Here is a 21,300-nt window from a genome sequence, read left to right on the forward strand (position 1 = left end):
GGTGGGGCCGCGGGTGGGTGGGATGTTCCGTGCCGCCCTTATTCTGGCGGTGCGCGGGGCGAGGGCGCGCACCCGGCCCCCGGCGATCCCGGTGCCGGGGTCGCCGGGGGCCGAGGCGGTTTCAGGAGGCGCTGAGGCGTTTGAGGGCGCTGCGGACCTTCGCCGGGTCGTTCGTGGGCCAGAAGGGCGGCAGGGAGTCGCGCAGGAACCCGGCGTAGCGGGCCGTCGCCAGCCGCGGGTCCAGCACCGCGACCACACCCTTGTCGTGCTGGCTGCGGAGCAGGCGGCCCGCGCCCTGTGCGAGGAGCAGCGCGGCGTGGGTGGCGGCGACCGACATGAACCCGTTGCCGCCCTTGGCGGCCACATGGCGCTGGCGAGCGGAGCTGAGCGGGTCGTCCGGGCGGGGGAAGGGGATGCGGTCGATGATGACCAGGCGCAGCGAGGGGCCGGGGACGTCGACGCCCTGCCAGAGGGAGAGCGTGCCGAACAGGCAGGTCGGCTCGTCCTCGGCGAACTGCTTGACCAGCAGCATCGTGGAGTCGTCGCCCTGGCAGAGCAGCGGCACGCTCAGCCGGTCGCGCAGGGCCTCGGTGGCCGCCTTGGCGGCCCGCATCGAGGAGAACAGGCCGAGAGTGCGGCCCCCCGCGGCTTCGATCAGCTCGGTGATCTCGTCGATGTAGGCCTCGGGCAGGCCGTCACGGCCCGGCTGGGGCAGGTGCTTGGCGACGTAGAGGATGCCGCTGCGGGGGTGGTCGAAGGGAGAGCCGACGTCGATGCCGTTCCAGCCGGCCCGGCTCTTGCCGGCCTTCTTCCCGGACTTGGGGGCGGCGCGCTCCTCGCCCGTCTCGTCCTCCTCGGCGGGCTTCCCGCCGCCCTCGGCGCCAAGGCCCCACTGGCGGGCCAGCCCGTCGAAGGCGCCGCCGAGGGCGAGCGTGGCCGAGGTCAGGATGACCGTACGGTCGCCGAAGAGCCTGTCGCGGAGCATGCCCGCCACGGTCAGCGGCGCCACCCGCAGCAGGGGCGGCCGCCGGTCGGTGCCCGCCTCCAGCCAGACCACCTCGGCCCGGTCGATCTCCTCGGCGTGGCCGAAGGCGTCGAGCATGCGCTGCGCGGTGTCGTGCACCTCGTCCAGGGAGGTGAAGGCCGCCTTGCGCAGTCCCGCGCCCTCCGGGTCGTCCTTGTCGCCGGTGCGCGGGCCAAGGGCGGTGATGCACGCCCACGCCGAGTCGCGGATCAGGGCGAGCGTCAGCCCGAGCACGTCGGGAAGCTCGTCGAGGCGCCCGGCGGGGGCGGCGGCGAGGAGGGCCCTGAGGTCCTCTCCGGCCTCCATGAGCCGGTCGGCCAGGTGCTGCTCGATGAGCTTGCCGACCCGCCGCACGGCCACCGTGACCATGGTCTCCGACAGCTCGCCGCTGACCACCGAGGTGACGCGGTCGACCAGCTCGTGAGCCTCGTCGACCACGACCACCTCGTGCTCGGGCAGGAGCGGGAAGTCCTCCATTGCGTCGATGGCGAGCAGCGCGTGGTTGGTCACGACCACGTCGGACTCGCCGGCGCGGGCGCGGGCCAGTTCGGCGAAGCACTCCATGCCACTCGGGCAGCGCGTGGCTCCCAGGCACTCCCTGGCGCTGACCGAGAACTGGCGCCAGGCCTGCTCGTTGACGCCGGGGACCAGCTCGTCGCGGTCACCGGTCTCGGTCTCGTTCGACCACTCCTGGATGCGCTGGACCATCCGGCCCGTCGCGTTGACCTCCCGGGGGTCGAAGAGCTGGTCCTGCTCCTCGTCGGGCCACCCCGCGCTCGCCTTGTAGCGGCACAGGTAGTTGCGGCGGCCCTTGAGGATCGCGAACGTGGGCTCGTGCGGCAGCTGCGGGGCGAGGGCCTTGGCGAGGCGGGGCAGGTCGCGGTCGACGAGCTGGCGCTGGAGCGCGATGGTGGCGGTGGAGACGACCACGGCTCCCTTGGAGGTCATCGCGTGCCTGATCGAGGGGATCAGGTAGGCCAGCGACTTGCCGGTGCCGGTGCCCGCCTGGACGGCCAGGTGGTCGCCCGACTCGATCGCGTGCTGCACCGCCCTCACCATGGTGATCTGTCCGGGGCGTTCGACCCCGCCCACCGCCTCGACGGCGGTGCTCAGCAGGTCCTCAACCGGGGGAATGTCCACCTTTGAGGAGACGTCTTCGGGAGCGGTGATGGAGTCGGTCGGCACGACAGCCAACCGTACCGGCTCGCTCCGACAAGCGTGGCGGCTCCGGCGGGCGCGGTGCGCCCCGCCTCCTCGGTCCTGTCGTGATCCACCGGGCCGACTCCGGGAGGCCGATACCTCCAGTTGGTGATCCACGTGTCACAGGTTCCGCTCCCGGTTCGGAAAGACGACCCGCCGGACCCTGCCGGATCTCCTCCGGGGTGCTTTCGCGCTCGGTCATCGGAATCGCCGGGTGGAGGCCCTGTCGTTCGCGGCGGGGAGGAAACGCGGAAAACGGTGCCGTCCGGTGGCGGTGAGTGACAGACTCGGTGCGTGCTGGTGACGGAAATGCTCAAGCTCGCGCCCTCGCCTGAGCAGGGGCAGGGGCAGGGGCAGCGTGCCGACCTGCACTCGTGGGGTTTCCATCGACTGAGGACGTTCGTGACGTACAAAGCGGTTTCGGCCGGGGTGGCGGTGCGGCCGGTGGATTCGCGTAACACCTCCCGCACCTGCCCGGGGGGCGGCCACATCGACAAACGGAATCGTCCTACCCGGGATGACTTTCGTGGTGTTTCGTACAGGCTCGCCGGCCTGGCGGATTACTTCGCGGCGATCAATATCGGTCGCCGCGCAGTGCGTCATGCTGCCGGCGACGCGGCCTGAACCGTCGAATCCATCGACGGCGAGAAACTGCGGGCTCGGCCCCCAGGGCCGAGAAGCTGACCTGGGCGTATGGCCTTCCCCCTGTGAGGGTCAAGCCTGGGGGGACATCTGGGCCCTGAAGCAGGTTCCCCCGCTCTTGAGCTTACGCTCGGATATAGTCCCCTTTAGGTGTTCTATTGCGTACCCTTTGCTCGTTAGGCGGTGACCGAGAGTGATGGTCGGCGTGACGGTGTCCGCCGCGATTGCACCGCGATTGCACCGCGTGAGGTGCGATTGCCCTGCAAAGTCCCTGCTCGAACTGGATGTTTGGGGCGTTTGAGTACATTATGTCCTCCATGTCGGAAGTTGTCCCGTTGCCGTCGTTCGGCGAGGTGTTCTTTGACGAGCGTGGCCAGGAGCGGGTGCTCCGGGTCACCTGGCACGAAGGCACGCTGGTGCTGAGCCTGTGGCGTGGCGAGATGTGCACCGCGAGTTTCCGCATGCCCATGAACGACGTGGGGCGGCTGGTCGACACCCTTGACGAGGGCTTCGTCCAAGCCGGTGGGCAGTACCCCGACGAGGTGGGCGAGCCCGTTCACACCGAGCAGCGCCCCCACGCCGAACAGCAGATCCACAGTGAGTATCCCGGCACCGGTCAGTACGCCAGACCTCGGCCCGAGGACTACGCCCAGCCCCAGCAGTATCCCGACCCGGCCGGTCACGTTCCCGTGCCGGACGAGCCCCGCCAGGCCGCCACGCTCGGGCCGAACGACGTGCTCGTCGCGCGGGGAGTGGTGCCTGCGCCGGATCGACCCGACTGGTCTCAGGATCGGATGGCGCCGGGGCACGGCTCCGCCGACGCCGTGCCGCGCGAGAACATGATCGTGAACGACGCCCTGCCCTACGGGCAGCCGCAGTCCTTCGATCCGCTCGGTACGGGCCCGGTGCCCGGCGAGGCCGCCTACCAGATGCCGGGCGACCGTTACCCGCTCGCGCAGCAGCCCGCTCCGTACGGCGCCCAGCAGCCGGACCCCTACGGCACGCCCGCGCAGCAGCCCGCCGACCGGTTCGGCGCCCAGCAGCCCGATCCGTACGGCGTGCCGCCCCAGCAGCGGCCCGTCGACCCGTTCGCGTCGCACGCCGACCAGTTCCCCAACCCCGCCCGCCGGCCGGATCCCGACCCCTACGGGCAGGGGCAGCAGAACTCGACGGACCCCTTCGGGTTCGCCGCCCAGCAGCAGGCCGGGGGCCACGGGACCCAGCAACCCGACCCGTACGGCTACCCGGCCCCCGCGCAGCCGGATCCCTACGCGTTCGGCACCGCGCAGCCGCACCAGGCCGGTCACCCCGCCGACCTCCGAGACCTGTACGGCTCGCCACCCGCCTACCCGCAGCAGGACGTCGATCCGTCCGACCCGCTGGGCCTGGGAGGCCAGTCCGCACCCGACCAGAGGCTGCCGCGCCCCTACCTCCAGGACCCGCCGCACTCCACGGGTGAGAGACTCCGCCCCGAACAGGGCTACGACGACCGGTACGACCGCCGTCGTGACGAGCACCAGTACGACGACAGGCGCCGCGAGGGACGGCGCCGTGACGACCGGGAAGAACGCCGGGAGTGGTGACTCTCCAGGGGATGTGAGTTCCCCGGAGGCGGGTTCCGTCGTGTCGTCCCGGGCGCGAGATCCACGTCCGAGGTAGCGTCGTTCTGTCCGCCGGGGGTGAAACCCGGCGCTCCGCTGTTCCGGGCGGTTCGCGAGGCGCGCGGGGGCACGGAAGCCGATCGATCCCTACCGGGCGGGGTGGCGTGGACCAGTCGACCGTGGTGCAGACGCTGGCCGTGTCCGTCCTCGGCATCGCGGTGGCCGCGGTCGCCAGGCGCAGGGGGTGGCCGGCGCCGCTGCTGCTGGTGCTCGCGGGCCTGGTGCTGTCTCCCCTCTTCCCCGAGTACGAGCTCGACTCCGACCTGGTCCTGCTGGTCTTCCTGCCCCCGCTGCTCTACTCGGCGGCGGTCGACAGCTCCTACCTGAGGCTCAAGGACTTCCGCAGGCCGATCGGGCTGCTCTCGATCGGCCTGGTGCTGTTCACCACGCTGGTCATCGGGTGGATCACCCACCTGCTCCTGCCCGAGCTGCCGCAGGCCGCCGCGTTCGCGCTGGGCGCGATCGTGGCCCCGCCCGACGCGGTCGCCGCCGTCGCCGTGGCCCGCAGGCTCGGGCTGCCCCGCAGGACGGTCACCATCCTGGTGGGGGAGAGCCTGTTCAACGACGCCACCGCGCTCACCGCCTACCGGGTGGCGGTCGCGGCCGCGCTGGGAGGGGGCATCACCTGGCCGGAGGTCACCGCCGACTTCGCCCGGTCCGCGGTGGGCGGCGTGCTGATGGGCCTCGGGCTCGCCTGGATCCTGGCCCGGGTGCTGATCCGGTTGCGCGACCCGCTCATCGAGAACACCGTCATGCTGCTCGTCCCGTTCGCCGTCTACCTGGCGGCCGAGAGCGTGCACGTCTCCGGTGTGATCGTCGTGGTGATCGTCGGGCTCTACATCGGCCATCGCCTGCCCAGGGCGGGCTTCAGTACCCGGCTGCTGTCCGAGGCGGTCTGGCGGGTCCTCGGGTTCTTCCTGGAGACGATCGTCTTCGCGCTGATCGGCCTGCAGTTCTGGCCGATCATGAGAGGGCTGGAGTGGGCCAACCCGTGGAAGCTCGCCGGGATGGCGCTGGTCGTCTTCGCCGCCGTGGTGGTCACCAGGGCGCTCTGGGTCGTGCCCAGCCTCTACCTGCCCCGGATGCTGTCCGCGAAGATCCGCGAGAGCGAGCCCCACGCGCCGACCTGGAAGCAGGTGACCATCGTGAGCTGGGCGGGCATGCGCGGAGTGGTCTCCCTCGCCGCGGCCTTCGCCATTCCGCAGACCCTGCGGGGCCGCGACCTGCTGCTCTTTCTCACCTTCTCGGTGGTGATCGGCACCCTCCTGGTCCAGGGCCTGACGTTCCCGGCGCTGATCCGCAGGTTGAAGATCTCCAACGAGCGGGAGATCTACACCGACAACCTGGCCGAGGCGGCCGCCCAGCAGGCGGCCACCTCCGCCTCGCTGGCCCGGCTGGACGAGCTGGTGGGCGAGGGCGTCGACGAGGTCTATCGGGAGGTCGTCGACCAGCTCAGGGCACGCGCCGAGCGCCGTACCCTCGCCGCCTGGGAGCGACTGGGCAGCGGCACGGGACCACAGGGGGAGGAGACGCCCAGCACGGTCTACCGGCGGCTCCGCCGTGAGATGCTGGCGGTCGAGCGCGAGGTTTTCGTATGCCTCCGCGACGAGCGGCGCATCGACGACGAGGTGCTCCGCCGGGTTCTCCACGAGATCGACTTCGAGGAGGCCATTCTGGAGCGCGACTAGCCTCTGTCAGCCGCCCTGGGTGTAGACGGTCTTCCACCGCGAGCACCGCCCGGTCGGCCGTGCGGAGGTGCCCCGGCAGGTCCTCGCCTTGATCTGCAGGACCCCGCCGACGTCCTTGCGGAACGTTCCCGGGCCGGGAACGCAGTTGTAGTAGGACGCCGTGTGCCACCGTCCGTTCTGAGAGCTCAGGTAACGTATCTGGGCCCACGCGCAGCCCGAGCCACGGGTGTCCTCCAGCGTGCCGTACACGACGAGGCCCGACTGGCCGACGGCGACCTTGCCCCAGGCCGCGGCGAGCCCGTCGGTGGAGTGCAGGGGGCCCCATTTCCAGACCGTGGGGGCGGCGGTGGAGGCCAGCGCCGGGGCCGAACCGCCGAGAGCGAGTGCCGCGGCGGTGGTCAGGCCGAGCAGGACACGAAGACCGGTACGCATGGAGGGGTTCCAAACTCTTGAGCATCGTTACATGTCAAGAGATAGGCCCCCGCGCTTGGAAAAGACTTGCGGCTGACATCCCCGCGGGGTGGGGGAACCCCGCTGCCGCCGGTCAGCCGATGATTTTGTCCACGTAGCACCACCGCCAGTCCTCGCCCGGTTCGAACGAGGCGATGACCGGATGGCCGATCACCGTCGCGTGGGCGGTGGCGTGCTTGTTGGGAGAGGAGTCACAGCAGCCGATGTGCCCGCAGGACAGGCACTTGCGCAGGTGAACCCAGCGATCTCCGGTCGCGAGGCACTCCTCGCACCCCTGCGGCGTGCGTGGCTCCGGGTCCTGGGCCTGCGCGAGATGTTGACAGATCTGCATGGTCTCCCCCTTCGTTCGAACACTGATGATCGTACGGCCGGAGCCGCGGTGCGGTCCCCAACGCCTCGCAGTCCGGGTAACGAGCCGGTACGACAGGCGCCTGCCGCACCGGCCCGTTGGGTAGGGTCTGGGCATGCGACCCCTTCCGCGACGAATCCCCGCCCTCGCCGCCTCAGCGCTCGCCGCCGCCCTGATCACCACCGGTTGCTCAGAGATCCAGGAGGTGAGCCAGGGTATCGACAAGGCACAGCAGTGCGTGCAGGCCGCGGGCATCGTCACCGAGACCGTCTCGAAGGTCTCCGGCCTGCTCAACGACCCCGCCGCGATGGAGCAGGCGCTGAAGGACGGGGGCGCCAAGCTGGGCGACCTGGCCGACAAGGCGGCCAACACCTCGCTGAAGGAGGCGGCCGACGGCGTCTCCAACACCCTGGAGGGCTTCAACGTCCCCGATGCCAACAGCGCCATCGACACCGCGCAGAAGGTGGCGACCGACTCGGTGCGGTGGGTCGAGCAACTGACCAACGCCTGCGGATAGCCCTCACCTGCGGGGGTTCCGTCAACCCGGGTTCTCTATGGGGAATGTGGCTGAAATAGCGTCGTTCTCATGAAGCCTCCGGAGCGTGAACCGGACCCCCGGTTCACCCTTGCCAACGAACGCACCTACCTGACCTGGCTGAGCACATCGCTCGCGCTGAGCGCGGGCGGTGTGGCCATGGCCGCGGTCTCCGCCGATGTCTTCGTCCCCTGGATGCGGACCCTGCTCGCGGTGGTCCTGGTGTCGTTGTCGGCTCTGGCGGCCGCGATGGCCTACCCCCGCTGGCGTCGTGTTCAGCACGCCCTGCGCAACTCCGCCCCGCTGCCGCCTCCCGCCCTCGCACCCCTGTTCGGGTACGGCGTGGCGACGGTCGCGGTGCTCGCCCTGATCCTCATTCTGCTGTCGCGATGAACAGCCCCTGGGACGAGGGCCTGCAGAGCGAGCGGACCCAGCTCGCCTGGATACGTACCAGCGCCATGCTGGCCGTCACCGCCCTGGCCGGTGCGGGCATCGCCCTGCGCGCCGGCACGCCCCTGATAGCGATCATCCCCTTCGTTCCGGCCCTGCTCTGCGCCGGCCTCCTGCTGACCCACACGGGCATCCGTTTCCGCCGCGTCCAGAAGGCGCTCCACCAGAGCCGTCCCCTCGACAACCGGGCCGACGCCCTCATCGCCTGGCTCGGTACCCTCGCCACCGCGGCCGGAGCCATCGCCTTCGTGCTGGCGAGGTTCGGAAAATAGGGACCTCGCGGCGTGTCTCGATTGGATGATCCGTCCGGCCGCCCGGCGCCGATCTCGGCGTACCTCGTCGCGAGCTGCGGGCCGTCCGCGCCGACCGGCTCCTCGGCCTGCCGCCGGGGCCCGTGCACGACCGGATCGAGGCGGAGACGAACCACCGCGCCGCGTGGCCGTACGAGATCCTGACCACCCGTGACCGGCGGACCCTGCTGCCCGGCCGGGGCGTCCCCGGCCCGCCGTGCGGCCGTGAAACGGCCCGGCCGGCACCGGAGGCGCCCCGTGAACCGGATCGGGCTCGGTGTCGAGGGTCCGGTGCGGGGCCGGATCAGGGCCGGATCAGGGCCGGGGGTCGCCGCCGAGGGCGACGGTCTCGGCGACCTCCGCGTGGCGCTCGGCCTCCTCGGCGGCGAACCGCTCGGTGTCGAGCTTCTCGGCGATGTCCTCGTCCTGCCGCATCAGCGCATCCAGGCTCTGGCCCGTCATGTCCAGCACGCCCATGTCGGCGTAGGCCTTCTGCAGGCGGGGGCTCCACAGCCCGATGTCCTTGACGCAGGGAACGATGCGGCTGAAGAGCAGCGAGCGGAACAGCTTGAGATATTGGGATTTGTCAACGGATTCCATGGCATCGGCGACCTCGGCCTTGTTCAGGCACAGGTTCTCCCAGGTCTCCTGGCCGCGCAGCCGGTCGCGCATCAGGTAGCAGCCCTCGATGACGAAGTCCTCGCGCTCGCGCAGCTCCGACTCGCTGAGCTGGCGGTAGTAGTCGCGCAGCGCCATCCGGCCGAAGGCCACGTGCCTGGCCTCGTCCTGCATCACGTAGGCGAGGATCTGCTTGGGCAGCGGCTTGGTGGTGATGTCGCGCATCACGCCGAAGGCGGCCAGGGCGAGGCCCTCGATGAGCACCTGCATGCCGAGGTAGGGCATGTCCCAGCGGGAGTCGCTCAGCGTGCTGTCGAGCAGCGACTTCAGGTGCGGGTTGATGGGGTAGGCCAGCCCCACCTTCTCCTGGAGGAAGCGGGCGTAGGTCTCGGCGTGGCGGGCCTCGTCCATGGTCTGGGTGGCGGCGTAGAACTTGGAGTCGAGGTCGGGGACCGACTCCACGATCCTGGCCGAGCAGATCATCGCGCCCTGCTCCCCGTGCAGGAACTGGGAGAACTGCCAGGAGGCGCCGTGCAGGCGCACCTCCTTGCGCTGCTTTTCGTCCATCCGCTCCCAGAGCGGGGTGCCGTGGATCGCGATGGTCTCGTCGGGGACGCCGAGCACGTTGTACGGGTCGACCTCCAGGTCCCAGTCGATGCGTTTGACCGAGTCCCACTGCTTGTCCTTGCCCTTCTGGTAAAGGGCGAGCATACGGTCCCTGCCGTTGTCGTACTCCCAGGTGAAGCGGGCGGCTCCGGCCGCCTCGACGTCCCACGTGGAAAGCTCGGCGGGGATGGTGTAGAGATCGTGTGTCGACATGCGGCCTCCAGAGACGTACACCGTACGTACGCAACGAGCGTGTCACGTACACTGTACGTACGTCAATGGAACCAATGAGGGGACAATGGTCATATGCCTGCCGAGCCACTGTCCCGAGCACGTATCGTCGCCACGGCGATCGACCTGATCGAGCGAGAGGGCGCCGACGCGGTGTCCATGCGCGCGATCGCCGCCGAACTGGGTGTGGGCGTGATGTCGCTCTACAACCATGTGCCGAACAAGGAGGCGCTGCTGGACGCGGTGGCCGAGACCGTGCTGTCGCAGATCGAGTTCACCGACGACCCGGACGCCGAATGGACTGACCGGGTGCGCATGCAGGCGCTCGCCTTCCGGCAGATCGCGCATCACTACCCGCGGTGCACGATGGTGGTGGTCAGCCGCCAGCTCCGTTCCACCGCCGGCCTGCTCCCGGTGGAGCGGGCGCTGGCCACGCTGCGCGGCGCGGGCTTCGGGGGCGACGAGGCGGTGCGCGCCCTGCGGGTGTTCATCGCCTACATCGTGGGCTCGCTGCTGAGGGAGGTCGGGGTGACCCCGACGTTCGCCCCGGTGCACCGATCCGACGTCCGTGTCAGCGAGGTCGACCCCCTGCTGTTCCCACAGGTCGGTGAGCTGGCTCCGGCACTCCACGAGTGCGACCACGAGGCGGAGTTCGCCTTCGGCCTCGAACTGCTCATCCAGGCGATGGCCCTGCAGCTCAAGAGGTGACGCCCGGGACCTCGCGGCCCCGGGCGCCGGAGAGTGTTCCCTTCCCCTGGACACTCTCCATGCGGGTCAGTACCAGTTGCTCGACCGGAAGTGACCCCACGCGCCGCACGGTGACCCGTAGCGGCTCTTGATGTAGCTCAGACCCCAGTGGATCTGCGTGATCGGGTTGTACCGCCAGTCCCCGCCGCTGCCGCCCATCTTCGAGCCGGGCAGTGCCTGCGGGATGCCGTACGCCCCCGAGGAGTGGTTGTAGGCGCGGTGGTTCCAGTTGCTCTCCCTGGTCCAGAGGCTGTCCAGGCAGCGGAACTGGCTGTGCGGCCACGCGCGGCGGGAGACGAGACGATAGGCGATCGTCTTGTTCCTGCTCTTGGCGGTCCTCGCGACCGCCTTCACTCTTGGCTTCACCTGGGTGACCCAGGTGAGGCGATGAACGGTTCTCGCCGTCCCTTTCCTGGACGACTCGGCCGTGCTGTCGGCCTGTCCCGGCGTCGAGGACCCGACCATCGCCGAGGCGGCGAGAACGGTCACGACTGTGTTGCGCAGAACGCGGTAGCTGTTCACATGGATCCTTGTCCTTGGGCCGCGTGCGGAAGTCGCAGGAGGGCACGTAGGTGCTTCTCGTACGGTCGGCGATCCGGCGCCCGTGGCTCGGGCGGGGAACGTCCGCGCGGTCTCGCCGGCCTGTTTCCGGCATGAGACGCCGCGGCGGTCTCTCTAGGCGGCTTTCTAGTACGCGAGAGAGTGTCGGACGGCGGATGGGACACGCGAAGGGAAGGTGTTTGCCCGATCTTCTTGATCTACGGGAGATTCGGCGAGGGTCCGGTTACGACCGGCGAATCGCCCATGCGTGGAGACGGTGTGAAAATCACCCCGTCATGGGGTTTCAGATCACCGCTTCGGGATCAGTGGATCAGTACCAGCCCCGCGAGCCGAAGTGCGCCCACGCCCGGCACGGCGATCCGTAGCGCTGCTTGATGTATCCGAGTCCCCATCTGATCTGTGTCCTGGGGTTGGTGCGCCAGTCGCGGCCGGCGTCGGCCATCTTGCCCGCGGGCAGTGCCTGCGGGATTCCGTAAGCCCCCGAGTAGCGGTTGCGGGCGCGGTGGTTCCAGTTGCTCTCCCTGGTCCAGAGCCTGCTGAGGCAGTTGAACTGGGCTCTGCTCCAGCCGTGCGCGGCCACCATCGGCCTGGCGACGGCCTGGTTGCCCGTTCTCGCCGAGGACGCCTGGGCGACCGTGGTGGTGGTGCCGAGGGTGAGCGCCGAGGCGATCATCAGCACACCGGTACGGCGTAGCGTCGACATGGGACTCCCTTGTGCCTTGGGGTTGAGGGACGGCCGCCACGATGCCCGGCGATCCGCGGCCGGGCCAGTCGACAGTGTCTGTCAGGAGTCATGTCAAAGATCGGTAAGAAAATGATCAAAGCCTTGGTGAGGGGGGCGTCGTCTCACCTGTGGCCTCTGTCACATTTCACTTTATGGACGACATAACTCTCAAATGTGACAGGGGGATTAGGGTGCGGAGCATGGGAATCCGTGATACCGCCATCCACACTCTTTCCGACGTGCCCACCACCCTGGCCGAGCTGGCCGGAGAGCGGGCGGTCCTCGTCGTCAACGTCGCTTCCAAATGTGGCCTGACCCCCCAGTACGCCGCTCTCGTCGACCTCCAGCGGATCTACGGCGACCGGGGCTTCACGGTCGTGGGAGTGCCCTGTAACCAGTTCTACGGACAGGAGCCGGGCACCGCGGAGGAGATCCAGGAGTTCTGCTCCACCACCTACGGCGTCGACTTCCCGCTCCTCGCCAAGAGCGAGGTCAACGGCGAGGGCCGGCACCCGCTCTACGACCTGCTCACCCAGACCCCCGACGGTGAGGGCAAGGCCGGCGACGTCGAGTGGAACTTCGAGAAGTTCCTCGTCTCGAAGGACGGGGAGGTGCTCGCCAGGTTCCGGCCGCGCGTCCTGCCCGACGACCCCGCGGTCATCGAGGCGATCGAGAGGTCCCTCTAGCCGCGCAGCTGCCCCTGACGATCAGTTCGGTGGGCAGCAGCACCCCGCGCGGCCGCCTGGTACCGCCGCGCAGCACCAGTTCGGCGGCGCGGTAGCCGATGTCCTGGGCCGGCTGGGCGATCACCGTCAGCGGCGGTGAGCACAGCTCCGCCCAGGGCACGTCGTCGAACATGATCAGAGACAGGTCCCTGGGGATGCGCAGGTCCAGCTCCCTGGCCGCCAGCACCGCCGCCTCGCCCAGCAGGTTTCCCCCCGCCAGCACCGCGGTCAGGTCGGGCCGGTGCTGGAAGAGCCCGGCCGCGGCGGCGTACGCGGAGTCGCGGCTGCCACGGGCGACGACGACCAGCTCCTCGTCGACAAGGGGTCCGAGCGCCTGCCGGAAGAAGGACAGGCGCTGTTCCTGCCCGGGACCGCCCAGGTAGGCGATACGGCGGTGCCCCAGCCCCTTCAGGTAGTCGACCGCGGTCCTGATCCCCGCGCGGTCGTCGGCCAGCACCGCGGGGATGTCGTCGTGCCCGGGGGAGAGCCGGTGCGCGAACACGGTGGTCAGCCCGGCCCGCAGGGTCGGCGCCCAGCCGTCGCCGTCACCGGAGGGGACCGCGATCACCCGGTCCACGCCCTGTTCGAGCAGCGTGCCGATCAGCTCGGCCTCACGCTCGGGATCGTCGCCGGTGGCGCCCAGGATCACCGGCTCTCCCGCCGAGCGCGCGCAGGTGAGCACGCCGTCGGCCAGACGGCCGTAGAAGGTGTCGGTGATGTCGGGCAGCAGCAGCCCGATCCCGCCCGAGCGCCGCTGGCGCAGGTTGCGCCCGAGCGCGCTGGGCCGGTAGTCGAGCTGGGCCGTGACGTTCAGCACCCGTTCCCTGGTCTCGGGACTCGCCGATCCGCCGGACAGAACCCGGGACACCGTGGCGACCCCCACCCCGGCCGCCTCGGCGACATCCTTGATCGTCGTACGACGCATGTTCATGGAAACGATTCCATCATGCTTTCCGTGTTCGATGCAGCGCGAAGCGATAACGACTGCCCTGTTGACAGGCCAGAACCGGTCATCCCCTTGACAGGGGTATCCGTTTCCGGTGAGATGCATGAAAACGTATCCAATATCGGGTGAACACGGGGTTGCCCGAGGCGCTAAGGACTTCCATGGCATCCATCGTTCTCAGCAAAGTCGACAAGATCTACGCGGGCGGCGTCAAAGCCGTGAACGGCCTCGACCTTGAGATCAAGGACGGGGAGTTCATGGTGCTGGTCGGGCCGTCCGGCTGCGGCAAGTCCACCGCCCTGCGCATGATCGCCGGGCTTGAGGACATCAGCGGCGGCGAGATCGCCATCGGCGACCGGGTGGTCAACCACCTGCCTCCGAAGGACCGCGACATCGCCATGGTCTTCCAGAACTACGCGCTCTACCCGCACATGACCGTCGAGGAGAACCTCGCCTTCGGTCTGAAGCTCCGCAAGATGCCCAAGGCGGAGATCGCCAAGCGCGTCAACGAGGCCGCCAAGATGCTCGGCCTCGACCAGTACCTCAAGCGCAAGCCCGCCGCCCTCTCCGGTGGCCAGCGCCAGCGTGTCGCCATGGGCCGCGCCATCGTGCGTGAGCCGCAGGCCTTCCTCATGGACGAGCCGCTCTCCAACCTGGACGCCAAGCTCCGCGTCTCCATGCGGGCCTCCCTCAACACCCTGCACGAGCGCCTGGGCGTGACGACCGTCTACGTCACCCACGACCAGGTCGAGGCCATGACCCTCGGCGACCGCGTCTGCGTGCTCCGCGACGGCCTGCTCCAGCAGGTCGACACCCCGCAGAACCTCTTCGACAAGCCGGTCAACCTGTTCGTCGCCGGCTTCATGGGCTCCCCGTCGATGAACTTCGTCAACGCCGAGCTGGTGCGCGGCGACGGCGGCGCAGCCGTCGCCTTCGCGGGCTTCAATCTGCCGGTGCCGAACGAGACCTTCACCGAGAAGCGCGGCCTCGACCAGTACTTCGGCAAGAAGATCATCCTGGGCATCCGCCCCTCCGACTTCGAGGACTCGGTCGCCGCCAACGGCGCCTCGGGCGGCTGGACCCGCCTGCAGGTCCGCGCCGAGGTCACCGAGGAGCTGGGCTCCGAGATCAATGTGCTCTTCCTGATCGACGCCCCGCCCGTCCAGCACCAGGACACCGTGGCCGCCGCCGACGCCGACGGCGACGAGGAGGCGACGCTGCCGCTGGTGGGCGACAAGTCGCTGTGGACCGCCCGGGTCAACTCCCGCAGCCACGTCCGCCCCGGTCAGAGCGTCGAGCTGGTCGTCGACACGCACAACCTGCACTTCTTCGACCCGGTCTCGGGTCTGGCGATCGGCCACGAGGCCAACACCCGCGTCTGATCGGCCCGGCGGGCCTCAGGGGCCGTCCTCGACCACCCCCGCAGGCCGGAAAGGGCCCGCGCCACGACCCCCTCCCGTGGCGCGGGCCCTTTCTGTCGGCGACGTCAGGCCGGTGTTGTCATGTCAGCGGTGTCAGGTCAGCGGCGGCCGAAACGGCGGGAGGCCAGGGCGATCACGTTGGCCGGAAGCAACCTGCTGACCCCGACGATGGCCTTGTAGCGAAGGTCGGGGACGCTCACCAGCACACCGCGGGCCAGATCGCGCATGGCCTCGCGGGCGACGTTGTCCGCCGACAGCCACAGGAAGCCGGGGATGCTCGATTTGTCCATCGAGGCGCGCTCGTGGAACTCGGTGTGCACGAAACCCGGGCACAGGGCCATGACCCGCACGCGGCTGCCGGTCAGCTCCACGGCCATGGACTCGCTGAAGCTGACCACCCACGCCTTGGAGGCGCTGTAGGAGCCCCCGGGCAAGAACGCCGCCACCGACGCCACATTGATCACCGCGCCTCGGTCCCGCTCCCTCATACCCGGCAGCGCGGCCAGCGTCAGCCGCAGCACCGCCTCGCAGTGCAGCTTGAGCATCCGCACCTCCTCCTCCACCGGGACGTCGAGAAAGTGGCCCCGATGGCCGAAGCCCGCGTTGTTGACCAGCAGGTCGACCCCCTCGCGGAGCCGTCGTTCCACCGCCTCCAGACCCTCCTCGGTCGCCAGGTCGGCGGTGAGCACCTCGCTGCTCACCCCGTAGCGCAGGCGCAGTTCCTCGGCGACCGAGGTGAGGCGTTTCTCGTCGCGGGCGACCAGGACGAGTGAGAATCCGTCGGCGGCCAGACGGCGGGCGAAGGCGGCGCCGATGCCGGCCGTCGCCCCGGTGATCAATGCGGTTGGCATACCCGCAGTCTAGGGACGACACGCTGGGGGAGGGGCGGGCGAACGCCCCGAGGCTTCCGGCTGGTGGCCGTGTCGACCCGTGATCGTCAAAGGGCGGAGAACAGTTGGCGATCTTTCGGTAAGTGTCACGAGGCGGCGAGCCCGTTCCCGACGAGGTTGCATATAACGGGTTCCAGGGACATGTCGCCCGCACTCCGGGTGTCGTTTCCACAGCTTGAAATGCCGCCACCGGGGAGCTTGAAATGGCTGGAAAGTGTTTGGGACCCACCGCCTTGACGGTGACCGCCGGGGCCGTACTGGCCTTCGGAATATCAACGGCGGCCTCCGCCGCGACTTTGACCACCGTGACCGGCCTGTCCGCGCCGGCGGTCCAGCCGGTGCCGTACCCACCGCGTCCCGCGGAGCAGGTCAACACGGTCGCCCAGGACCAGGTCAACACGATCGACCAGAACCAGAAGCAGGGAAACCACATCCGCCTGGAAAACCGCAGGAGGCATCATCGTAACTGTGCGGAGGGCTGCCGTAACTGCGGGGGGAACTGCGGCGGTGGCGGCTGCGGGAGAAGCTGCGGGCCGCGCGCGGTGGCGGGGAAGCAGCTGCCCTTCACGGGAGCACCCATGGAGACGATGGCCGCGCTCGGCGGTGGCCTGCTGGCCGTGGGAGCGACCGGCACGCTGATCTCGGTACGGCGCCGTCGATCTGCCAGTGCCGAGTAGGCGACGACACCGGATAGTCGTGGTGGGCCTGCTGGTCCCCGCAGCCCTGGGGCTGGCGGGGGGCTGGTCGGTCCACCTCGGCATGCGCGTGCGCGATCACCTGGAGGCGGCCAGGGGTGCGCTGGTCCAGTTGCGCGCGGTGGTGGGCGCGGGCGATCCGCGCCCGCTGACCGAGGCGCTGGCAGAGGCCCGGCGGCACGCGGTCGAGGCCCGGCGGCTCACCGAGGGCCCGGACTGGTGGGTGATCGCGCACACCCCGATCGTGGGGAACGCCGCGACCACCGTGCGCGGTCTCGCCGGGGCCGCCGCCGAGCTGACCGATGTGCTCGCCGGCGTGCGGGAGGCAGCCGACCCGCTCCTGACGATCAGGACGCGCTCCCCGGGCGACCTGCGGCATCAGCTGGTCGCGCTCGACGCCGCGGCGCCGGCCCTGGACGACGGCGTCACCCGTCTCGGGCGGGTGCTCGCCCACCTGGCGGCCGCCCCGGACAGCACCGGCCTGGGCAGGCTGGACGAGGCGCGTGACACGGCGCTGGGCGAGATCGGCCGGCTGCGTGGCCTGCTCCGTGACGCGGCGGACGCGGCCGCCCTGCTACCCCCGATGCTCGGCCGCGACGGCCCCCGCCGCTACTTCCTGGCGTTCCAGACCAACGCCGAGGCGCGAGGCACCGGGGGGCTGGTCGGGGCCTTCGGCATCCTGAGAGCCGACCGCGGCAGGGTCTCCGTCGAGCGCCTCTCCGCCAACACCGGCCTGGCCGCGAGTCCGGTCCCCGTCGCCGACCACGGCCAGGACTTCCTCGGGCGCTACGGAACGAGCGCGACCAGGATGCTCTCCGTCTCCAACCTCTCCCCGCACTTCCCGTACGCCGCGGCCACCTGGACGGGGCTGTGGGAGCGGCAGGCCGGCGGGCGGCTGGACGGCGCCATCGCCACCGACCCGGTGGGCCTCGCCCACCTGCTGAGGGTGATCGGGCCGGTCTCTCTCCCCGGCGGGAGCGAGGTCACCGCCGAGAACGTCGTCGACCTCACCGAGCGGGAGGCCTACGCCCGCTACCCCGACCCCGCGGCACGCAAGCGGTTCCTCATCGAGATCGCCGGTGCCGTCAGCGAGGCGCTGCCCACGTCCCTGGTCGACCCCACCCGGCTGCTGCCCGCGCTGTCCGACATGGTGAGCGAGCGGCGGATCCAGATCTGGAGCCGCCACGAGGCCGAGCAGCGGCGGCTGTCGCGTACCCCGGTCGGCGGCGTGCTGTCGTCGCGCCCGGGGCCGTTCGCGGGACTGGTGGTCAACAACTCCGCCGGAGGCAAGCTCGACTACTACCTGGAGCGCTCCCTCGACTACGAGCTGGGCCCCTGCCAGGGCGGGCTGCGCTCCTCGACGGTGCGGATCCGGCTCACCAACGACGTCCCGGGACGGACGCTGCCCTCCTACGTCACCGGCAGGCTCGACGCCCCGCGAAGCGGCCACACTCCCGGCTCCAACCTGCTGTGGGTGTCGCTGTACGGCGGACTCGGCGCGAGGATGACCGCGGCCCGTCTCGATGGCGAGCGGGTGTCGGTCATCAGGGAGGCCGAACGCTCCCACCCCGTCTACTCGGCCCTGCTGGAGTTCGCCCCAAGACAGTCCAGGAGGCTGGAGTTCGACTTCACCGAACTCGCCTCCGACGAGCCGCCACTGGTTCCGGTGCAGCCGCTGGTCCGTCCCCAGCGGACTCGCGTCACCCAGGACCCGCGGGGTTGTGCCTTCTGACGCCGAACTCCCCGGCGGGACGGCGGGTGGGCCCGCCCGGCACCTGCCCTCGCGCGGTGTCGGCGTGCCGTATCGGCAGAAAAGAGCAAAGAGGCGCGTGCCGCGGGCGGTGGCGCACCGCGGGCGGCCTACCCTCGCGCCATGAAGGCTTCACCGGGGACCGGCGGGATCGCACAGCACCCCGTGACCGTGGAAGGCGCCGGAGCAGCGGGCGACGGCGAGGGCGTCCCGGCCGGGCACGAGGGCTGCGGGCAGCGCTGCTGGCGGGAGGTCGGGCAGGAGCGGGGGCCGCGGGACGGTATCCGCTTCCGCATTCTCTACGTGTGCACCGGTAACGTCTGCCGTTCCCCGCTGGCCGAGCGGCTGACCCGCGCGGCCCTCGGGCCGTGCCCGGCGGTCCAGGTGATCAGCGCGGGCACGCACGCGGAATCGGGACGGGAGATGACGGAGCATGCCCGGCGGGTCCTGATACGGCTCGGCGGCGATCCCACCGGCTTCGGCTCCCGCCCGCTCGTCCCCGAGCTGGTGGCCGCCGCGGACCTCGTGCTGACGGCCACCTGCGGGCACCGCGCGGAGTCGGTGGCCATGCACTTCGCGGCGGCCACGCGGGCCTTCACCATCGCCGAGTTCGGCACGCTGGTGCGGGCCGTGTCGCCCGAGGAGATCATCCGGCACCGGGATCCCGCACGGCGGGCCCGCGTGCTGGCCGACGAGGTGCGGGCGCTGCGCGGGCTGGTCCGGGTGGACCAGCCTGACATCGCGGACCCGTACCGGCGATCCCGGCTGGTCTACCAGATGGTGGGCCGGAGCATCGCGAGGTCGCTCGCCGTTCCGCTCGGGTTGCTCACGCGTTGACCGGCTTCCTGCCCTCCGGCTCGTAGCCATAGCCGTATCCGTAGCTTTGGTAGGCACCGTTACCTGAGGGGACGAAGTTCAGGACGGTTCCCACCACGCGGGCGTTGATCGACGCCAGCAGCTCCGAGGCGCGGGTCATGTGCTCCCGGCGGGTCCTGCCGTACCGGGCGACGAGTAGCGCGCCGTCGCAGAGCGCGGCGATCGCCGCCGCGTCGGTGATGGGCAGCAGCGGCGGCGCGTCGATGATCACCATGTCGTACGCCCCGGTGAGCTGTGCGAGCACCTCACGCATCCCGCCCGAGCCGAGCAGCTCGCTCGGGTTGGGCGGGATCTGGCCGCTCGGCAGGACGGACAGGCCGGCCTCGCCCCAGACCTGGATGACCTCGTTCAGACGTGCCCTGTCGATCAGCACGTCCGTCAGGCCGATCGCCCCCTCGATGCCGAGGTAGTGGGGAATGCTGGGACGGCGCAGGTCGCCGTCCACCAGGACGACCCGCCAGCCGGCCTGGGCCAGCGTGATCGCGAGGTTGGTGGAGGTCGAGGACTTCCCCTCGCCCGGCAGGCAGCTGGTGACCACGAGTGACTTCGGCTGCCGGTCGACGCCGATGAACTGCAGATTGGTGCGGAGCGCGCGGAACGCCTCGGATCTGGAGGAACGGCCGCGGCTGCGCAGGATCAGGGGGTGGTTCTTGGCGTCCCGCTCGTAGCCGATGACCCCGAGGGTCGAGCTGCCCGACGCCTCCTGCAGCGCCTGGGAGGACTTGAGGGTCGTGTCCAGACGGTCGCGGAGAACGATCACGGCCATGGCGCAGAGCAGCGCGACCAGCACGGCGACCACCAGGTTGGCCAGTGGCTTGGGACTGACGGGCTCCAGGGGGACGTCGGCCTGATCCACTATCGTGATCTTGACGGCGGGGCGGCTGCGAGGAGTGGGTCGCTCGATCTGGTCGACCAGTTCGGCGAACCGGTCCCCCAGGGCGTTGGCCAGCCGGGCGGCCCGTGCGGGGTCGGTGTCGGTGACCGTGGCACGCAGGAACACGGTGCCGGGGACGGCCTCGGTGGTGATGTTCTCCTGGAGGCGCGCGATGTCCTCACCCTTGACGATCTGGCCGACCACCCGGCGGCTGGACAGCAGGCTGGCGTAGGAGTGCACTCGCTGAGCCGACAGCATGCCCGCCTGGTAGGCGGTGGAGAGGCTGCCCTCCTTGTCGTGGCCCGACACCAGCATGGAGATCGTCGCGACGTATTTCGGCGGCGTGTTCGCGGTGATGGCGAGTGCCGCGCCCACCGCCAGGATCACCGAGAGGAGGATGAGCAGCCAACTCCTGCGTGCCAGCCGTACGTAGTAGAGCAGATCCACGGGGTCAACGCCGCCTTTCACGGATTTTCTGAGGAGGCCTGGGGTGCTGGACCGGTGTGTGGACGCTCACGCCACGCAGCAGACCGATGAGAACGGCGGCGATCATGCCCGCGACGGCCAGTGCGATGAGCGGTGACAGCCGGCCCAGAACCATGGCCAGGCAGAGGGCGCCGGTGATCGCCGTGATCGCGCCCAGCGTCACGGAGACCGTTCGGGTCCCTAGTCCGATGTGACGTAGCCGGTGAGACAGGTGATCGGTGCCGCCCTGCAACGGTGAGCGGTTCGCCAGCATCCGGGAGAGGAAGACCACGCAGGTGTCGACGGTCGCGATGAAGGTCGGCAGGAGCAGGCCGGCGATCGTCGCCTCCGGCGGTCGTCCCGTGACCAGGACGGCCGCCGAGCAGGCCAGCGTGAATCCGAGGAACAGCGATCCGGAGTCTCCCATGAACATTCTCGCGGGTGCCCAGTTGTGCGGCAGGAAGCCCAGGCACGCGCAGGTGAGCGCGGCCAGCAGCACCGCGAGCGCGATATGGCCCTGGACCAGGGCCGTGGCCGCGAGGAGAGCGGCGGTCACGGAGGTGACGGTCCCCAGCGCGCCGTCCATGTTGTCCAGCAGGTTGAAGGAGTTCGTCATCACGACGACCCACACCACGGTGAGGGCGCCGTCCAGCCATGTCCCGGTCACGGTCGCCTGGACGCCGGAGAGCACCACCCCGATCGCCACCACGGTCTCCACGGTCAACCTGGTGGCCGCGGGCAGGGGGGCGATGTCGTCGATCAGGCCGAGGACGCACACCGCGGTGGCGGCGAGAAGGATCGCGGTGATCTGCAGATCGGCGAAGCCGAGCGCGATCGCGGTGGGCACGACCGTGCCCGCCG

Annotated in this window: 22 protein-coding genes; 12 read left to right on the forward strand and 10 right to left on the reverse strand. The window is 70.1% G+C overall.

The window, feature by feature from the left end; genetic code table 11:
• Positions 1–121: 121 nt before the first annotated feature.
• Positions 122–2,209 (reverse strand): ATP-dependent DNA helicase, encoded by a 2,088-nt coding sequence (locus tag ABZU75_RS36810; RefSeq protein ID WP_350916186.1) that lies wholly within the window; start codon positions 2,207–2,209, stop codon positions 122–124.
• 309 nt (positions 2,210–2,518) lie between these two features.
• Here ABZU75_RS36810 and ABZU75_RS36815 point away from each other — a divergent pair, with 309 nt between their 5' ends.
• From ABZU75_RS36815 to ABZU75_RS36825, 3 genes are all read left to right on the forward strand, one after another.
• The gene (locus ABZU75_RS36815) at positions 2,519–2,848 is read left to right on the forward strand and encodes a zinc ribbon domain-containing protein (protein WP_355564843.1); all 330 of its coding nucleotides are present in this window, start codon (positions 2,519–2,521) and stop codon (positions 2,846–2,848) included.
• 335 nt (positions 2,849–3,183) lie between these two features.
• On the forward strand, positions 3,184–4,449 hold the full coding sequence (locus ABZU75_RS36820; protein ID WP_355564846.1) for a hypothetical protein: 1,266 nt from the start codon (positions 3,184–3,186) through the stop codon (positions 4,447–4,449).
• 182 nt (positions 4,450–4,631) lie between these two features.
• A complete protein-coding gene (locus ABZU75_RS36825) occupies positions 4,632–6,215 on the forward strand; it encodes a Na+/H+ antiporter (RefSeq protein ID WP_355564849.1) in 1,584 nt (527 codons plus the stop codon).
• Positions 6,216–6,221: 6 nt separating this feature from the next.
• Here the strand turns inward: ABZU75_RS36825 and ABZU75_RS36830 are convergent, their stop codons facing one another.
• On the reverse strand, positions 6,222–6,647 hold the full coding sequence (locus ABZU75_RS36830; protein WP_355564852.1) for a hypothetical protein: 426 nt from the start codon (positions 6,645–6,647) through the stop codon (positions 6,222–6,224).
• A gap of 112 nt (positions 6,648–6,759) precedes the next feature.
• On the reverse strand, positions 6,760–7,017 hold the full coding sequence (locus tag ABZU75_RS36835; RefSeq protein ID WP_355564855.1) for a UBP-type zinc finger domain-containing protein: 258 nt from the start codon (positions 7,015–7,017) through the stop codon (positions 6,760–6,762).
• Between the two features lie 133 nt (positions 7,018–7,150).
• Here ABZU75_RS36835 and ABZU75_RS36840 point away from each other — a divergent pair, with 133 nt between their 5' ends.
• The 3 genes from ABZU75_RS36840 to ABZU75_RS36850 all read left to right on the forward strand — a co-directional run bounded on the left by ABZU75_RS36840 (position 7,151) and on the right by ABZU75_RS36850 (position 8,292).
• A complete protein-coding gene (locus ABZU75_RS36840) occupies positions 7,151–7,552 on the forward strand; it encodes a hypothetical protein (RefSeq protein WP_355564858.1) in 402 nt (133 codons plus the stop codon).
• A 69-nt stretch (positions 7,553–7,621) separates the two neighbouring features.
• Positions 7,622–7,963, forward strand: coding sequence for a DUF202 domain-containing protein (locus ABZU75_RS36845; protein WP_350916199.1), 342 nt, complete (start codon positions 7,622–7,624; stop codon positions 7,961–7,963).
• Positions 7,960–8,292, forward strand: coding sequence for a DUF202 domain-containing protein (locus tag ABZU75_RS36850; RefSeq protein ID WP_355564862.1), 333 nt, complete (start codon positions 7,960–7,962; stop codon positions 8,290–8,292). The genes ABZU75_RS36845 and ABZU75_RS36850 overlap by 4 nt, the downstream gene beginning before the upstream one ends.
• A 333-nt stretch (positions 8,293–8,625) precedes the next feature.
• Here ABZU75_RS36850 and ABZU75_RS36855 read toward each other — a convergent pair whose 3' ends face one another.
• Entirely contained in the window at positions 8,626–9,747 is a 1,122-nt protein-coding gene (locus ABZU75_RS36855) for a ferritin-like domain-containing protein (RefSeq protein WP_355564865.1), read from the reverse strand.
• A 93-nt stretch (positions 9,748–9,840) separates the two neighbouring features.
• On the opposite strand from ABZU75_RS36855, the gene ABZU75_RS36860 reads away from it, so the two are divergent.
• Entirely contained in the window at positions 9,841–10,473 is a 633-nt protein-coding gene (locus ABZU75_RS36860; protein ID WP_355564868.1) for a TetR/AcrR family transcriptional regulator C-terminal domain-containing protein, read from the forward strand.
• Between the two features lie 66 nt (positions 10,474–10,539).
• Here ABZU75_RS36860 and ABZU75_RS36865 read toward each other — a convergent pair whose 3' ends face one another.
• Together ABZU75_RS36865 and ABZU75_RS36870 are read right to left on the reverse strand one after the other, a co-directional pair.
• The gene (locus ABZU75_RS36865) at positions 10,540–11,034 is read right to left on the reverse strand and encodes a transglycosylase SLT domain-containing protein (protein WP_355564871.1); all 495 of its coding nucleotides are present in this window, start codon (positions 11,032–11,034) and stop codon (positions 10,540–10,542) included.
• A 349-nt stretch (positions 11,035–11,383) separates the two neighbouring features.
• Complete coding sequence (locus ABZU75_RS36870) at positions 11,384–11,776, reverse strand: transglycosylase SLT domain-containing protein (protein ID WP_355564874.1); 393 nt, start codon at positions 11,774–11,776, stop codon at positions 11,384–11,386.
• A 221-nt stretch (positions 11,777–11,997) separates the two neighbouring features.
• Here ABZU75_RS36870 and ABZU75_RS36875 point away from each other — a divergent pair, with 221 nt between their 5' ends.
• Positions 11,998–12,483: a glutathione peroxidase gene (locus ABZU75_RS36875; protein WP_355564877.1), complete on the forward strand. Its 486-nt coding sequence runs from the start codon at positions 11,998–12,000 to the stop codon at positions 12,481–12,483.
• Here ABZU75_RS36875 and ABZU75_RS36880 read toward each other — a convergent pair.
• Positions 12,455–13,453, reverse strand: a complete 999-nt coding sequence (locus tag ABZU75_RS36880; protein ID WP_355564881.1) for a LacI family DNA-binding transcriptional regulator — start codon at positions 13,451–13,453, stop codon at positions 12,455–12,457. The genes ABZU75_RS36875 and ABZU75_RS36880 overlap by 29 nt on opposite strands.
• Positions 13,454–13,629: 176 nt before the next feature.
• Here ABZU75_RS36880 and ugpC point away from each other — a divergent pair, with 176 nt between their 5' ends.
• Entirely contained in the window at positions 13,630–14,850 is a 1,221-nt protein-coding gene (ugpC, locus tag ABZU75_RS36885; protein WP_350916213.1) for a sn-glycerol-3-phosphate ABC transporter ATP-binding protein UgpC, read from the forward strand.
• A gap of 137 nt (positions 14,851–14,987) precedes the next feature.
• Here ugpC and ABZU75_RS36890 read toward each other — a convergent pair whose 3' ends face one another.
• Positions 14,988–15,740: an SDR family oxidoreductase gene (locus tag ABZU75_RS36890; RefSeq protein ID WP_355564885.1), complete on the reverse strand. Its 753-nt coding sequence runs from the start codon at positions 15,738–15,740 to the stop codon at positions 14,988–14,990.
• A gap of 242 nt (positions 15,741–15,982) precedes the next feature.
• Between ABZU75_RS36890 and ABZU75_RS36895 the strand changes: the two genes are divergently transcribed.
• From ABZU75_RS36895 to ABZU75_RS36905, 3 genes are all read left to right on the forward strand, one after another.
• Positions 15,983–16,456 (forward strand): hypothetical protein, encoded by a 474-nt coding sequence (locus ABZU75_RS36895; protein ID WP_355564888.1) that lies wholly within the window; start codon positions 15,983–15,985, stop codon positions 16,454–16,456.
• Positions 16,457–16,478: 22 nt separating this feature from the next.
• Positions 16,479–18,206 carry a DUF4012 domain-containing protein gene (locus ABZU75_RS36900; protein WP_355564891.1) on the forward strand — a complete coding sequence of 576 codons (1,728 nt, stop codon included), beginning with the start codon at positions 16,479–16,481 and terminating at the stop codon, positions 18,204–18,206.
• Positions 18,207–18,347: 141 nt separating this feature from the next.
• Positions 18,348–19,061, forward strand: a complete 714-nt coding sequence (locus tag ABZU75_RS36905; RefSeq protein WP_355564894.1) for a hypothetical protein — start codon at positions 18,348–18,350, stop codon at positions 19,059–19,061.
• On the opposite strand, the gene ABZU75_RS36910 is transcribed toward ABZU75_RS36905, so the two are convergent.
• Both ABZU75_RS36910 and ABZU75_RS36915 read right to left on the reverse strand, forming a co-directional pair.
• Positions 19,051–20,421, reverse strand: a complete 1,371-nt coding sequence (locus ABZU75_RS36910) for a polysaccharide biosynthesis tyrosine autokinase (RefSeq protein WP_355564897.1) — start codon at positions 20,419–20,421, stop codon at positions 19,051–19,053. The two genes, ABZU75_RS36905 and ABZU75_RS36910, sit on opposite strands and share 11 nt — an antisense overlap.
• A 4-nt stretch (positions 20,422–20,425) precedes the next feature.
• On the reverse strand, positions 20,426–21,300 hold an 875-nt coding region (locus tag ABZU75_RS36915; RefSeq protein WP_355564900.1), incomplete at its 5' end, for an MraY family glycosyltransferase.

This window comes from Streptosporangium sp. NPDC005286, assembly GCF_040607515.1.
Taxonomy (GTDB): domain Bacteria; phylum Actinomycetota; class Actinomycetes; order Streptosporangiales; family Streptosporangiaceae; genus Streptosporangium.

Coding starts and splice junctions, on each gene's coding strand:
- ABZU75_RS36820 (WP_355564846.1), top strand. CDS start 3,184: ATGTCGGAAGTTGTCCCGTTGCCGTCGTTCGGCGAGGTGTTCTTTGAC.
- ABZU75_RS36830 (WP_355564852.1), bottom strand. CDS start 6,647: ATGCGTACCGGTCTTCGTGTCCTGCTCGGCCTGACCACCGCCGCGGCA.
- ABZU75_RS36835 (WP_355564855.1), bottom strand. CDS start 7,017: ATGCAGATCTGTCAACATCTCGCGCAGGCCCAGGACCCGGAGCCACGC.
- ABZU75_RS36840 (WP_355564858.1), top strand. CDS start 7,151: ATGCGACCCCTTCCGCGACGAATCCCCGCCCTCGCCGCCTCAGCGCTC.
- ABZU75_RS36845 (WP_350916199.1), top strand. CDS start 7,622: ATGAAGCCTCCGGAGCGTGAACCGGACCCCCGGTTCACCCTTGCCAAC.
- ABZU75_RS36850 (WP_355564862.1), top strand. CDS start 7,960: ATGAACAGCCCCTGGGACGAGGGCCTGCAGAGCGAGCGGACCCAGCTC.
- ABZU75_RS36855 (WP_355564865.1), bottom strand. CDS start 9,747: ATGTCGACACACGATCTCTACACCATCCCCGCCGAGCTTTCCACGTGG.
- ABZU75_RS36860 (WP_355564868.1), top strand. CDS start 9,841: ATGCCTGCCGAGCCACTGTCCCGAGCACGTATCGTCGCCACGGCGATC.
- ABZU75_RS36870 (WP_355564874.1), bottom strand. CDS start 11,776: ATGTCGACGCTACGCCGTACCGGTGTGCTGATGATCGCCTCGGCGCTC.
- ABZU75_RS36875 (WP_355564877.1), top strand. CDS start 11,998: ATGGGAATCCGTGATACCGCCATCCACACTCTTTCCGACGTGCCCACC.
- ABZU75_RS36880 (WP_355564881.1), bottom strand. CDS start 13,453: ATGAACATGCGTCGTACGACGATCAAGGATGTCGCCGAGGCGGCCGGG.
- ugpC (WP_350916213.1), top strand. CDS start 13,630: ATGGCATCCATCGTTCTCAGCAAAGTCGACAAGATCTACGCGGGCGGC.
- ABZU75_RS36890 (WP_355564885.1), bottom strand. CDS start 15,740: ATGCCAACCGCATTGATCACCGGGGCGACGGCCGGCATCGGCGCCGCC.
- ABZU75_RS36895 (WP_355564888.1), top strand. CDS start 15,983: ATGGCTGGAAAGTGTTTGGGACCCACCGCCTTGACGGTGACCGCCGGG.
- ABZU75_RS36905 (WP_355564894.1), top strand. CDS start 18,348: ATGAAGGCTTCACCGGGGACCGGCGGGATCGCACAGCACCCCGTGACC.